Source organism: Maribacter sp. Asnod1-A12 (genome assembly GCF_045063735.1).
In the GTDB taxonomy this organism is placed as follows: domain Bacteria; phylum Bacteroidota; class Bacteroidia; order Flavobacteriales; family Flavobacteriaceae; genus Maribacter.
This window is the reverse complement of sequence record NZ_JBEFNZ010000006.1, coordinates 2,609,591-2,624,755: the sequence shown is the minus strand read 5'-3', so window position 1 is coordinate 2,624,755 and position 15,165 is coordinate 2,609,591. Positions and strand designations below refer to the sequence as shown.

Genomic DNA, 15,165 nt, shown 5'->3' with positions numbered 1-15,165 from the left:
TCTACTCTATTGTTTTTATTCTTAAATCATCCATCATCATAATATAAGACGACTGATTATAATAACCAGCTACTCCTTTTCTCTGGTAATTGAATTTATTACCACTGTATTCCGTTTCACCAATAAATCTTGAAACATCTATTAGGCTATTATTATATGCTAGTTTCAACAAAAGATCATAGGTAAGATCAAATCCTCTTACCGCATATTTATCTGGGTCATCGCCAAAACGTTTTCTATATCGCTCAACAAATGAATTATTGGCTACCTGACGATTTACAGAAGGATACGTAAATTTTAAGTTGGATAAATGCGTATTTGAAATCACATCTTTTTCAAATGCTGAATTCATATCTGTAGTAAACATCCGTACACTCACCTTATCCTTACCTAATAATGGATCAAAAGCGGTATTATTAAATGAATTTAATATAGATACCACACTGGCAATCAATTTATAATTATCAGATTCTACAAAGACCCAGTTAGGTACTTGATCAGATAATAAGGTTTGCAATTTATCTCTGTTAATACCAATATTTTTCTCTTCTTCTTTTACAACAACTACTTTAGCTGTCGGAAATCTTTTAAGAATAGCATCTTTCTCTTTTTTGTTATCCTCATCCGCTATAATCAAAAGTGTTTCTTCCGTATGGTTCGCTTCTACATAATCTAGCATATGTTTCCACAATACCTCTTCATCGGTATATGAAAAGAAAACATTATCTAAACTTAACTCGCTTTTAGCAGGTACTGGCGCTACAACAGGAACATTAAATTTAGATGCCTGTACCGCGGTTTCTTTCAAAGATGGCATATCTAAAGGACCAAAAACAGCACTATAACCACCTAATTGCTCGCCTTGTAAAACCTGCTTTGTCCTAGTTAAATCCAATTGATTATCAAAAGTTTTAACATCTATAGAAACCCCTAATGATTTCATAGAATCAATTGCTACCAATGCTCCAGAATAAAGCCCCAAACTATATTTTAAGCTATTTCTATTATCAATGATTTTTTCAGTTGCCGCTTTATTACTTAGATCAAGTTTATCTAATCTAAAAGGTAATAAGAACAATACTTTTGGTTTTACAGTAACATTTATACTATCCAATAAATTTACCTTATCCAATACTAACGCATTTCTAACTTCAAAATCACCAACCTTGTCTTTTGGTAATTTTAAAACCATTCCTGCTTTTAGACCGTCTTTTAAATCAGGATTCAAAGCAACCAACTCCGCCCAAGTCATTCCGAATTTTCTAGTTAATCGAAATTCATTTTGCTTTGGCTTCACCTCATAAAAAATGTAGTTATCCGTATTAATTTCCCCGGTCTCTACTTTTTGCTCAGGAATACGAATAATCATACCTTCTTTCAATCCGCCTCTCTCAGTAATCTCAGGATTTAGACGAACTATCTCGTCTGATTTAACTCCGAATTCCTTTTCCAAACGATAGAAATTCATTTTGGCAGGCACTGTATATGAAGTATATAATTGAGTTACCTGATTTTTTACGGTACTACCCGCAATTTTAGGCATCATTAATTCGTAGCCTTCTGATAAATAATTATTCGCCGTAGACAACCCAGGGTTTAGCTCTAGCATTCGCTCTATGGTTATACCATATTTATGAGCTATACTCCACCTTGTTTCTTTTGCCGCAACAATGTATTTTTCCAAATCATCAGTATTACCTGTAACCTCTTCCACCTTAGGAGTGCGGTATTTAGGAATACGTAAATCCATCTTCTTTTGAAGTGGTGAAGCATACAACTTTGGATTATATTTTTTCAGCTCATCTTCTGTTATATTATACATTTGAGTGATGCCAAAAATGGTTTCTTTTTTCTTGACACGATGCTCCGCATAACCTATAGGTTCTCTTGCCTTAACAGAGTCCTGAACAACCGTAGTATTCGTAGTCGTCGTTACTGTAGTAGAAGTTGGCGTATTAGATATAGGTGCACTTGTCTGCTCCACAATCTTTTTACCAGGCACTACCAATATGGTATTGGATCTTAACTTCTGACCTTCCTTAATCTCTTTATTATACTGTAATATACTTGATGTTGAAACTCCGTACATTTTAGAAATGCTTTCTAAAGTTTCTCCTGATTTTACTTGATGGGTATCAAATTTTTGCGCCATTGCCGTGCAAGACACTAAAAAACAAAACGACCCTATTAAGTAAATTTGATTAAACATGTATTTCATACTATTCCCATTCTATTGTTGCTGGCGGCTTTGAACTTATATCATATACGACACGATTGACCCCAGGGACTTTATTAATAATATCATTTGATGTTTTTTGCAGAAACTCATACGGCAAATTCACCCAATCGGCAGTCATACCATCTGTACTTTCTACTGCTCTAAGTGCAACACATTTTTCATATGTACGCTCATCGCCCATTACACCAACACTATTTACAGGTAATAACATGGCACCTGCCTGCCATACTTTATCGTATAGATCCCATTTTTTTAATCCGTCTATAAAAATGGCATCTACTTCTTGCAAAATAGCCACTTTTTCTGGCGTTATATCTCCAAGGATACGAATTGCCAAACCAGGACCTGGAAAAGGATGCCTTCCCAACAATGCCTTGTCAATCCCTAAGCTAGCCCCTACTCTTCTTACCTCATCTTTAAATAACATCTTTAAAGGCTCTACCACCTTCAATTTCATATAATCCGGCAAACCACCAACATTATGGTGACTCTTTATAGTTTGTGATGGACCACCAGTTGCAGACACAGATTCAATAACATCTGGATAAATAGTACCCTGTGCCAACCATTTTGCGTTCTCAACTAAATGTGACTCATCATCAAAAACTTCTACAAATACACGACCAATTGTTTTTCGTTTGGTTTCTGGATCACTCTCACCAGCCAAATCATCCAAAAAACGTGCCGAAGCATCTACACCTTTTACATTTAAGCCCATACCCTCGTATTGCTTCAATACATCGGTAAACTCATTTTTTCTTAAAAGACCGTTGTTTACAAAAATACAATGCAGGTTTTTCCCTATCGCCTTATGTAATAATACCGCTGCTACAGATGAATCTACACCACCAGATAAGCCTAAAATCACCTTTTCATCGCCGATCTTTTCTTTTAACTCCGCTACGGTTTTGTCAACAAAGGCATCTGGAGTCCAAGTTTGTTCCATTCCGGCAATATGCACCAAAAAGTTCTCCAAAACCTGTTTTCCATCCTTAGAATGATAAACTTCTGGATGAAACTGAATTGCATATGTTTCTTCTCCCTGAAACTTAAAAGCTGCATTTTCTACATCATGGGTACTTGCCAACAAGGTTGTATTTTCTGGCAAATGCTTAATAGTATCTGCATGGCTCATCCACACTTGGCTGCCTGTATCTACTTTATCAAAAAATGGTTCATTTTCCTTTATAAAACTAAGGTTGGCACGACCATATTCCCTTGTATTGGATTTTTCTACACTACCACCGTGAAAATGTGCCAAATACTGTGCGCCATAACAAACGCCCAATAATGGTTTTTTACCACGTATTTCAGACAGATCCGGGTGAACCGCATCGTCACCTCTTACCGATAAAGGAGATCCTGAAAGAATCACCGCTTTATAGTCAGAAAGGTCTTTTGGTAGTTTATTATAAGGTTTAATTTCAGAGAAAATATTCAGCTCACGTACGCGTCTTCCAATCAATTGGGTGTATTGTGAACCAAAATCTAGTATCAGGACTTTATTTTGCATGGGCAAAAATAGCAAATTGGCGGTTCTTGAAAAGGATCTTTTGTTATATTTAAACTCTATTTTAAATATTTTTCATGAAACACGTTAGTGCATTAATTTTTGGAGTGGCAATTGTTATTGCTGCCTATTTTTTGGGTAACGCATATATACAAAGGGCGAACCCGCCACAAATGATATCTGTTACAGGTTTGGGCAATGAAAATTTCACTTCTGATCTTATTGTTTGGGAAGGTCAATTTTCTACAAATAGTACCGTATTAAAGACAGCTTTTGATCAATTAAACCGCGATAAAGAAGTTGTTCGCCAATATTTAACCTCAAAAGGTATTGATGTGAACAGTATAATTTTCAATAGTGTACAAACTACCGAAATGCGAGATAACCAATATGAAAATGGAAATTATGTTGGTAGTATTTTTAGAGGATATCAATTAATTCAAACTCTAAAAATAGAATCTGAAGATGTTGCCTTGATTGAAGGTGTATCAAGAGAAATTACCGAATTATTAAATAAAGGAGTGCAATTCAACTCATCGCCACCAAGATATTACTACACCAAATTAGCCGATCTTAAAATTGAAATGATTTCGAAAGCTACCGAAGATGCTAGAATACGTGCTGAAAAAATAGCTGAAAATGCAGGTAGTAATTTAGGTGATTTGGTTTCTGCCAATATGGGTGTTTTTCAAATTACAGGGCAAAATTCTGGTGAAGATTATAGCTGGGGCGGTGCATACAACACCTCATCTAAAAATAAAACAGCATCTATTACCATGCGCCTAGAATACAAGGTGAAGTAATAGTGTTACTTTGATCAATGTCATTTACTGATCTGGTAAAGAATATATTAAATATAAAAGCCCGGTAATCACCCGGGCTTTTCAATCAACCAATTATCAAATCGAATACTTAAAAAATCTTTTTCATAACAATCTGTATTCAAACACTAGGTCGTTACTTATCTTTTCACCTTACAATTTTTTTATAAAAAAAAGAAAGCTCAGGAACCACCCCGAGCTTTCACATAAATCAAAAACCAAATTCAAACCAAAGCTTAAAAATTGAACCTAATCAATTCTTTTTTCACAGCTATTACTTATATAACAACCAGCTCATCATTTACCCTACTATAAAATTCATTTATTTTTACCTTTAGATAAATTAACTGTATGATCCATTCATTTTTTGAAGAATTAAGTACTGAATTACAAAACGGAGTAAATGAAAAAGGGCATCCGTTCAGATTCATTACCATGGCAACAGTTGGCAATGAAACTATCGCTCGTTTGCGTACTGTAGTGTTACGTGAGATTACCGAAGATTTGCGAATTACGGTATATACCGATAGCCGTACGCAAAAGATGAAACATATTGCCCAAAACAATCAGGTTAGCTTTCTACTTTATCATCCTGAAAAAATGCTACAGTTAAAAGTTGAAGGTACCGCACAAATAGTAACTAATACAGAAAGATTAAAAACAACTTGGCAAACTATACAGCCTAATAGTAGAAAAGACTACATTACCCAAACTACACCTGGAAGCCTTATTAAAAACCCAGATAATGTTGAATATATTGAAGAGAAGAATTATTTCAGCATCATTGATATTACACCCACAAAGATCGAATACCTAAAGCTTAAACGTCCTAATCATATTAGAGCGTTATTCAAAAATGTGGATAATTCTTGGAACGGGGAATTTCTTGTTCCTTAATTGATATAGAAATAAAGATTTTCCTTTTCTTTCCCAAATCCTATAAGACTATCAACTGCTGTAGTTTGTTTTTCTTCGGACTGATTAATAGTTATTTCAACTTCTCTTTCATGTTTCAATTCTATAAGGGGTAACGAATAGTCATCTGCCGAAAATACTGTTCGTTCAGGATGCAGTAATCGCACATTACCTGCATAGGTTACATTAGGAAGCACCCATTGATAATGAGCATAATTTTCGCTTAACTTATTGGCAATAGGATCAAAACCAAAATGAACAGACGAAGGTATGTTCAGCACTTTCTCTATTGGCGTTCTAATTGTTTGGATAAAAATTACAGCTACAAAAACCCAAAATCCAACAGTAACAAACTTCTTTTCATTTTTAAAACTAACTGACTCTAATAATAAAACTACAAAAGGAATAAAAAGGGGTAATAGCCATCTTGTTTCTACTTTCTGACTTTGAAAAACAAGAAAGAACAAGCCAACCACAACTAACTGCGCCAAGAACATTTTAGAAAACCAGTTTAAATTTTGCCTATTAAAATTGATCAATTTTGAAAAGTAACCAATACCTATTACCAATAACAAAGGGAATGACAAAGCAAATAATCCTTTTACATAAATTAGAATAGGCATCAATGAAAACCCTGATTCAACTTCTTCTATTCCTATTTTCTCTTCAATACTAGAAGCCAAAAAAGTTTGAAATCCGTCAGGACCCAATAACCAATATACATGTGGCGCAACTAACAGGCAAGAAAGCAGCATAGTTATCAGTATTTTGGGATTGAAAACTATAGCCCGCAATTTTGAGTCCCATAAAGAAACCAAAGCAAACGCTACCAGAAAAAATGCATAGTTGTATTTAGACATGAAACCTACACCCACAACAAAACCTAGTAATAGATAATTTAATATGGTTTTTCGTTGCATCAATAACTGTATGCAATAGTAAGACGCAACTACGCTTAAACACAATAGACTGGTATGTGAAAGCCTTCTAAAAGTAAAATCTACGAATACTGGTATGAAGACCAATGCCAATACAGGAAGTTTTGATTTATACTTATCAGGTATTCTAAGTATTGAAAATTGATACAATAGCAGTATTATACCAGCAAATAATAATCCCCTTAGTATGGAGAATAAAATTTTACTAACACCAAATATGGTATTGAAGCCATACTGCAACCATGTATAAAGTGGTGGCTGATCATCATACCCCCAACGAAACCATTGCGAGTAATATGCCTGTTCAGCGTCTTCTAATTCTAAGGCACTTTTAAAAAATGTAATTAAGGTTATAGCTGAAAATGATAAAAAAGCAAGGACGGTTATCTTATTTAGAGATGCGTTCTTGCCCATCGCTTATTTTTGGGTAATAACCGTGAAACTTAAATCTAGCGGATTCAATGCTTCAAATAACATAGGCACTAAGTCTTCGCCATAAGCCAAATAAAACTCAGAAAAATTAGATTGTCGTTCTTGAAGCGACTGATTTGGGAATATTTCATTTTGCAATTCTGTCATACGAACTACGTGATCTTTCAACTTTCTTTTTTGCGCTTGCAACAAGCGTTTTTCTAAAGCATCCAGTCCTTTTTTCTGCTTTACTTCTTGTGCTTTTACAGCTCCTAGAAAAGATTTATCGGTCTTTTCGGCAAGTACGTACATATCTTTAAACTGTTCTTCCAGTAATTTTTTCTGTGGTGAAAAATCGATATCGATATTTGAAATTTCTCTAATCTTTTTATTGATAAGACTGTTTTGCTTCAAGAAAATGTCTGATTTGGAAATATTCATTTTCTCTAACTTTTCGGCTTGCTTCTCGGTAATGATCAGCGCCGAATTTCTAACCAGCAAAATTGGAAAAGGAACATCCATAGCCTCAAATACCGCTTTTAATTCAAACCAATAGGCAATCTCACCACCACCACCTATGTAACATAGATTCGGCAAAATTACTTCTTGGTATAACGGTCTAGCTATTACATTGGGAGAAAAATGCTCTGGGTGAGCATTCATCTCTGCAACCAATTTCTCTTTTGTAAATGATATATTCGTTTCATTTACTAGGTAGTTGCCCTTACTTTCTATAATTCTTTCGCGAACACCCTCTGCTAAATAGAAATAATTGATTTCACGCGGATTAACCTGTATAGGATAATCCGATGATATATTTTCAATCTTAGTTATACTTTCAGACACTTTCATGAACGCCGTTTGTTCAAAAATATCTTTCTTCATGTAAGGCACTAATGTCCTTTTCAAATCTATATCATCACCATCAACAATGACTAGCCCGTAATCCTTAAAAATTTCATTTGCCAAAAATCGGGTTGCATCCGTTAAGTTATCATGCTTTAAATAGGCGTTTTCAAATAGGTCTTTCAGCACCTTGGCATTCTTACTATCACCAATGGTTCTTGAATACAATGAAAAAACCTCCTCTAGCCCATCCGTAGGTAAATGCCCTACTGCGCCAGATGCTTCTTTATTCCACTGAAATTTTAATCCTTTGAAATTAAAATAATTGATTTCGTCAAAATCATGATCTTCCGTAGCCATCCAATAGATAGGTACAAAATTACTATTTGGAAATTCCTTTTTTAATTGCTTGGTCAAGTTGATCGTAGAGATGATCTTGTATAAAAAATATAACGGACCCGTAAAGAGATTTAATTGATGACCGGTAACAATCGTAAACGTATTCTTTTCTTTTAACAACGCTATATTAGCAGCCGTATCCTTAGAAGTATCCGTATTTTTATATTGATTTTGCATTGAAGAATGCAACACATCTCTTTGGGCTTGGGTAAAATGCTCACCTTTTTCTTCTATCTGCTCTTTAAAACCTTCAATATCGGGAAACCGATTATATAATGGTTTAAGCTTAGTATCCGCTGCAGTGTAATCGCAAATTAATTTCGAAAAATAACCCGTTTTTGCTAAGGGCAAACAATCAATATCCATATAAAAAGTAAATACTTGGTAAATATAAAACCCTTTCGTCTTACATTTCCTAAATATAAGTTAATTACCGTTAGTATTAAATACTCGAATTCTCGTCAAAATACGCTGCAAATGGAGATTATTTTGCATTTATTTTAATAGATTTGGCTGACTCTGAATACAAACAACGCTATATGAAACTAATTCTACGCTACACCTTATTTTTAATTCCCTTTCTTGGTTTATCCCAATTAAAATCCCCATCAGAATTTTTAGGTTATGAACTAGGAACTCAATTTACCAGACATCATGAGGTTGTTGATTACTACCAATATTTAGCCGAAGCGGAACCTCAGCGCATGAACCTTATGGAATACGGTAAAACCAATGAAAGAAGACCTTTATTATTGGCTACTATTTCTACCAAGGAAAATATGCAAAACCTTGATAAAATTAAGGAAGAGCACATGAAAGGTATTAATGGCGAAGGATCACCAGATAAAGCAATTGTTTGGCTTAGCTATAATGTTCATGGTAATGAAAGCGTAAGTACAGAAGCGTCAATGCAGACTATATATGACCTTTTCACTACTAAGAGCAGTTACCTAGATAATATAGTAGTATTGATCGATCCGTGTATTAATCCAGATGGTAGAGATCGTTATGTAAATTGGTACAACCAATTTAAAAATTCACCCAACCAGGTAGATCCTAATAGTAAGGAGCATCATGAGAATTGGTGGAGTGGTCGCAGTAACCATTATATGTTCGATCTTAATAGAGATTGGGCTTGGTTAACACAAGTAGAAAGTCAGCAACGTTTAAAGCAGTTTAATAAATGGTTGCCTCATGTACACGTAGATTTTCATGAGCAAGGAGTTGACAACCCATATTTTTTTGCCCCAGCAGCAGAGCCTTTTCATGAAGTAATTACGGATTTCCAAAGAGAGTTTCAAGAAACCATAGGTAGAAACCACGCTAAATATTTTGACGAAAATGGATGGTTCTATTTTACAAAAGAGGTGTTCGATTTACTTTACCCTAGTTATGGTGATACCTACCCTACCTACAATGGTGGTATTGGCATGACTTATGAACAAGGTGGTAGCGGTCGTGCTGGCTTAGCCATTACAACTAGCATTGGAGACACCCTTTCTTTAAAAGATAGAATAGTGCATCATCTTACAACAGGTTTATCTACCGTAGAAGTAGCATCCAAAAATATTTCTAAATTAAATGATGAATTCAAGAAATTCTATCTTAACAAAAACTTCAAATACAAAAGTTATGTATTGAACGGTAATCCAGATAAAATTGAAGCTCTAGCAGATTTATTAAGCAAACATGAAATTGAATACCAAGCAGGTCCAAACGCTACAGTCAAAGGCTACAACTATGCTACAGGCAAATCTGGCTCATTAAAAAGTACTGACAAGAGTTTAGTAATTTCTTCAAATCAGCCAAAAAGCACTTTGGTTAAAGTACTCTTTGAGCCAATGGCGAAATTAAGTGATTCTGTCACCTATGATATTACCGCATGGTCTTTACCTTATGCTTACGGATTAGATGCTATTGCAAGTGAAAGCCTTATAAGTAAAACCTACCCGCCACATAACGGTACTGAATATGGAGTTTTAAAACCAGACAGTTACGCTTACTTGGCAGACTGGAATAGTATGAAAGACGCTAGGTTCTTGGCTGAATTATTACGCAACAAGGTACGTGTGCGTTATGCCCACAAACCATTTACATTAGATGGTATTTCTCATGATCGTGGTACATTGATCATCACAAAAGGAGATAACAAGCATCTAAAGAATTTCAACGAAGTTCTTAGAACTGCATCTACCAACCACTCTAAAAATTTAACTTCTACCAACACAGGTTTTGTAGAAAGCGGTAAAGATTTTGGTTCTGGTTATGTTGATGTGTTACAAGATTTAAAAATTGCCGTACTATCTGGAGAGCCTACCTCTACCCTACGTTTTGGAGAAATCTGGAACTTTTTTGAACAACAACTAGACTACCCTATTTCTGTGTTGGACGAGGCTTATTTTAGTCGTGTTGACCTTGCGAAATATGATATTTTAATATTACCTGACGGTCGTGGCTACAACAGTTTCTTAAGCACATATAATAAAGAGAAAATCATGGACTGGGTTAAACGTGGCGGAAAATTAATTGCCATGGGTGGCGCAATTGATGGTATTACTGCTTCTGATAAGGATTTTGAACTATCTGAAAAAGAAGTGCTAAAAGATACTTCTACTACTATTGAATCCTTTGAGGTTTCTGAAAGAGAACAGATTAAATCAGCAATTACAGGAGCTATTTTTAAAGCAACGGTTGATAATACAAATCCGTTGGCTTATGGGTATGGCGACACTTATTTCACGCTTAAACTAGGATCTCGTGCTTATAATTACTTAGAAAACGGAAGTGCTGTTTATTTAAGTGAAGGTGCCAATGAACCCGTATCTGGATTTGCAGGTAGTGAAGCAAAGAAGAAGATTGCCGAAACCTTGATCTTCGGGACAGAAGATATGGGTCGCGGACAAGTAATATACATGGTAGACAACCCTTTATTTAGAGGTTTTTGGGAAAATGGAAAATTATTTTTCGCCAATGCGTTATTTATGGTTAAATAAAAAACAATATGAAAGAATATAAAGTTGAAACACTCATTTTCTACTCGAAATTTACTTTTGACAAAAACCATTTAGCGAAGTCATCAAATAAAGCAATTCAAGATAAACTAAACGAATATGCTAAAAATGGATGGCGTTTGGTATCTACAGATACTACCGAATTTGGCATGGCTATGTATATTTATCTGTATTTTGAAAAGTAAAAGAACACAAATAAACGTCTAGTTTAGATATCCCTGAAACAGCTAAAATTGTTTCAGGGATATTTTATTTTATGGCTTCATGGCACTGCTCCCAACAAATACGCATCTTTTGCGTTTAAAATAGAAGACACTAACCTGTTAGTGCAAAAACCACCACCAATGCCAAACAACCAAGAGCAAATAAATGCATTAATGCAAAAGTTAGAACTGCTTTTAAAAAAGCAGCAAGACTTTAATATTGAGGTAAATGAAATTCGTAGGGATATTCAAATTCTTAGAAACACCCAGGCAATAAAATTCAACGAGGAGCCTACTGAACAAACAACTAAACCTGAAGCGGTAAGTATTGAAAAAGAGGCTGCAGTAACTGATAAAGCAGTAGAAATTGAAACTCCCGCTCCTGTTCAAGCTGCAATAGAAGTTGCTTCTTTAAAAGAAGAACCTAAAAAAATTCCTGAAAAGAAAATAAAACTTCCAAAAGGCAAATCTAATCTTGAGAAATTTATTGGGGAAAACCTTATCAATAAAATTGGGATACTTATTACCGTAATCGGTGTTGGTATTGGTGCAAAATATTCTATCGAAAATAACTTAATTAGTCCGCTAACCAGAATTATACTTGGGTATTTAGTAGGCATAGGCTTATTAGGATTCGGATTTAAGTTAAAAGCAAAATACGTAAGCTACAGCGCTGTTTTAGTAAGTGGTGCTTTGGCTATCCTTTATTTCTTAACCTATATAGCCTACGACCTTTATGGGCTATTCCCACAGATGATAGCGTTTGGTATTATGCTATTATTTACCATTTTTGGGGTTGTAGCCGCACTGAGTTACAATAAGCAGATTATTGCTCATATAGGTCTAGTAGGGGCTTACGCCGTACCTTTTCTTTTAAGTAATGATTCTGGCAATGTTACTGCACTATTTAGTTATATCGCCTTAATTAATATCGGACTCTTAGTTATATCTTTTAAAAAATATTGGAAAGCACTTTACTACGTTGCATTTGCGTTCACCTGGCTTATTTATGGATCTTGGTATGCATTCTCTAGCTACGATGAAGATTTCTATATTGGTTTTGGGTTTTTAGCGCTATTCTTCACATTGTTCTACGCTACGTTTTTAGCGTTTAAATTAATAAAATCCGAAAAATTCCAAGTTGCTGATATTATTCTAATCATGCTGAATTCGTTCATATTTTACGGATTTGGTATTGCCTGGCTCTATGATTATGAAGGTGGAGAATTTTATTTAGGTTTATTTACCCTATTGAATGCACTTATTCATTTTGTGATAACGGTAATTATCTTCAAAAGAAAATTAGCCGATCGAAAGCTATTCTTCTTAACCTCTGGGTTTGTACTTACGTTTATTACCATAGCGGTACCTGTTCAATTAGATGGCAATTGGGTAACATTATTTTGGGCTTTTGAAGCCGCATTATTATTTTGGATCGGGCGCACCAAAAAAGTCAAATTCTATGAATACCTTTCCTATATTTTGGTTGCTCTAGCATTCTTAAGTTTAACAATGGATTGGGCAGCAAGGTATTCATATATGAATACCACAGATGAATGGAGCCTATTATTAAACACTACGTTTTTGACTTCGATACTTTGCGTTGCTGTCTTCGGATTCATGAATTGGATTCAAACTAAATTCAGCACTGAAAAACCTTCAATAATTCAACAGATAATGACATTTGTTATTCCTGCTTTGTTTATAGGAACCCTCTACTTTGCCTTCTATCTTGAAATTGAACAATATTGGAACAATGCCTTTCAGTTATCTAAAATAGAGATATCAAGTACCTCTGGCGAATACCCGGAATACAACTACAATCTCATAGATTTTGAAGCTATTTGGTTGATTCTATATACTATGTTTTTCATTGGCGTTTTAAGTTTCGTAAATATTTTAAAAATCAAAAACAAGATATTAGGAATTGTAGCCTTAGGCTCCGCGCTTTTAATAACTTTAATATTTCTTACTAACGGACTTTATACCTTAAGTGAGCTTCGTGAAAATTACCTTTCACAGCAACTTACAGAATTTTACAATGTAGGAGCATATAACATATACATACGCTATATTTCATTTGCATTTCTTACACTTCTTCTATTCTCCATTTATAAATTAGCACAGCGAGAGTATTTAAAATTCAATTATAAAATTCCGTTTGAAATTCTAATGCATACCACAATTATATGGGTGGCAAGTAGCGAATTATTAAACTGGATGGATATATCTGGATCTGAACAATCTTATAAGCTAGGCCTTAGTATTCTTTGGGGCGTATATGCCCTACTTCTAATCGCATTAGGTATTTGGAAAAAGAAAAAATACTTGCGAATTGGTGCTATTATACTATTTTCTATTACGTTAATTAAGTTGTTCTTCTATGATATTTCATCTTTAAATACTATTTCTAAGACAATAGTATTTGTATCATTGGGTGTCTTATTATTGATTATATCATTTCTTTACAACAAATACAAATACATTATTTCAGATGAGACTGAACAATAGCGTTTTAACAATACTTGCCTTTTTATCTATTTCAGTTTGTTTCGGACAGATGGATTCCTATTCCAAAAAGATAGCGTTAAAGGGTGTCGAAAATCAATGGCATACTATTGAAGTACCTAACCAAGTATTTGAAAATGTAAATGCCAACATGAGCGATATTCGCGTTTATGGGGTTACCGCTACCGATACTATTGAAGCACCGTACCTACACAAAGTTTCCAAAGCTGAAGTTTCCAATTCAGAGATTTCTTTCAATCTAATAAATAGCGTTAATAATTCTAAAGGTTACTTTTATACTTATGAGCTACCTCAGAAGGAAACTATTAATGAGATACGACTAAACATAGAAGATCTTAATTTTAATTGGGAAATTTTACTAGAAGGTAGTCAACATCAGAAACAATGGTTTACTATTCTAGAAGATTATCGTATTTTATCTATTAACAATGACCAGACAAACTATTCGTTTACCACATTAAAGTTTCCAGATGCTAGCTTTAGATATTATAGAGTATTGATAAAGAGTAAAGAAAAGCCAAATCTAACATCTGTACATATTACCAAAAAGGCTAAAAAGGCGGCCACTTATCGCGATTATGAGGTTAGTGATTTTAAAATTTCTAAAGAAGACAAAAAAACGATTATAGACATTGATTTAAAAAACCGTGTACCCCTCAACCTACTAGAGTTTACGGTCGATGATAAAATTGATTACTACCGATCAATTTCTATTCAGTATTTGGTTGATAGCGTTAAGACTGAAAAAGGATATTACCACAATTACAGACCTTTAGCTACAAAGACGCTTTCTTCAATGGAAGATAACAGCTTTCAATTACCTGGTACTTTAACACAAAAACTACGTGTTATCATCTTAAACAATGATAATCAACCTTTAAAAATTTCTGATGTGAAACTTAAAGGATACCTACACACGTTAACCACACGTTTTACAGAACCGGCTACTTACTATCTGGTTTACGGTAAACCTAATGGCAACTTTCCCAATTATGATATATCAAAAACCACGGTTACTTTACCAGATAATATTACAAAACTAGATTTTGGTAGCGTGTTAGAAATACCTAAACCAGAAACTGCAACAACCAATCCTTTATTTGAAAACAAATGGTGGTTGTGGGTTATTATTGGTGTTGTAATCGCTTTGCTAGGGTATTTCACTATTGGGATGATAAAGAAGGAGCTTTAGTTGTTTTTATCAAATGATTTACTATATAAAGTGGACACAACTAATTTTTAAAATCAAATATTAACTAGTTACGTAACTAAGTTCAAACAAATCTCTCTGATCTGGGAATCAATAATTAAACCATGGTTATATATATTATAATCTCATGTAA

10 protein-coding genes are annotated in these 15,165 nt (G+C 34.3%); 6 read left to right on the top strand and 4 right to left on the bottom strand.

The genetic code is table 11. The features are described from left to right. Nucleotide 1: 1 nt before the first annotated feature. Entirely contained in the window at nucleotides 2-2,218 is a 2,217-nt protein-coding gene (locus tag ACJJVP_RS11145; protein WP_405413710.1) for a LysM peptidoglycan-binding domain-containing protein, read from the bottom strand. Between the two features lies 1 nt (nucleotide 2,219). Further along, a complete protein-coding gene (guaA, locus tag ACJJVP_RS11140; protein WP_405413708.1) occupies nucleotides 2,220-3,752 on the bottom strand; it encodes a glutamine-hydrolyzing GMP synthase in 1,533 nt (510 codons plus the stop codon). 74 nt (nucleotides 3,753-3,826) lie between these two features. Between guaA and ACJJVP_RS11135 the strand changes: the two genes are divergently transcribed. After that, the gene (locus tag ACJJVP_RS11135; protein WP_405413705.1) at nucleotides 3,827-4,552 is read left to right on the top strand and encodes an SIMPL domain-containing protein; all 726 of its coding nucleotides are present in this window, start codon (nucleotides 3,827-3,829) and stop codon (nucleotides 4,550-4,552) included. Between the two features lie 369 nt (nucleotides 4,553-4,921). Further along, nucleotides 4,922-5,467 carry a pyridoxamine 5'-phosphate oxidase family protein gene (locus ACJJVP_RS11130; RefSeq protein WP_405413702.1) on the top strand — a complete coding sequence of 182 codons (546 nt, stop codon included), beginning with the start codon at nucleotides 4,922-4,924 and terminating at the stop codon, nucleotides 5,465-5,467. On the opposite strand, the gene ACJJVP_RS11125 is transcribed toward ACJJVP_RS11130, so the two are convergent. Next, a complete protein-coding gene (locus tag ACJJVP_RS11125) occupies nucleotides 5,464-6,837 on the bottom strand; it encodes an ArnT family glycosyltransferase (protein ID WP_405413701.1) in 1,374 nt (457 codons plus the stop codon). The two genes, ACJJVP_RS11130 and ACJJVP_RS11125, sit on opposite strands and share 4 nt — an antisense overlap. 3 nt (nucleotides 6,838-6,840) lie before the next feature. Beyond that, nucleotides 6,841-8,445: a bacillithiol biosynthesis cysteine-adding enzyme BshC gene (bshC, locus tag ACJJVP_RS11120; protein ID WP_405413698.1), complete on the bottom strand. Its 1,605-nt coding sequence runs from the start codon at nucleotides 8,443-8,445 to the stop codon at nucleotides 6,841-6,843. Nucleotides 8,446-8,618: 173 nt separating this feature from the next. Here bshC and ACJJVP_RS11115 point away from each other — a divergent pair, with 173 nt between their 5' ends. From ACJJVP_RS11115 to ACJJVP_RS11100, 4 genes are read left to right on the top strand one after another with little or no spacing between them, the layout of a single operon-like run. Further along, entirely contained in the window at nucleotides 8,619-11,072 is a 2,454-nt protein-coding gene (locus ACJJVP_RS11115) for a M14 metallopeptidase family protein (RefSeq protein ID WP_405413696.1), read from the top strand. 8 nt (nucleotides 11,073-11,080) lie between these two features. Next, nucleotides 11,081-11,275, top strand: a complete 195-nt coding sequence (locus tag ACJJVP_RS11110; RefSeq protein ID WP_396633781.1) for a DUF4177 domain-containing protein — start codon at nucleotides 11,081-11,083, stop codon at nucleotides 11,273-11,275. A 48-nt stretch (nucleotides 11,276-11,323) separates the two neighbouring features. Beyond that, on the top strand, nucleotides 11,324-13,804 hold the full coding sequence (locus tag ACJJVP_RS11105; protein WP_405413693.1) for a DUF2339 domain-containing protein: 2,481 nt from the start codon (nucleotides 11,324-11,326) through the stop codon (nucleotides 13,802-13,804). Further along, on the top strand, nucleotides 13,788-15,014 hold the full coding sequence (locus ACJJVP_RS11100) for a DUF3999 family protein (RefSeq protein ID WP_405413691.1): 1,227 nt from the start codon (nucleotides 13,788-13,790) through the stop codon (nucleotides 15,012-15,014). The genes ACJJVP_RS11105 and ACJJVP_RS11100 overlap by 17 nt, the downstream gene beginning before the upstream one ends. Nucleotides 15,015-15,165: the final 151 nt, after the last annotated feature.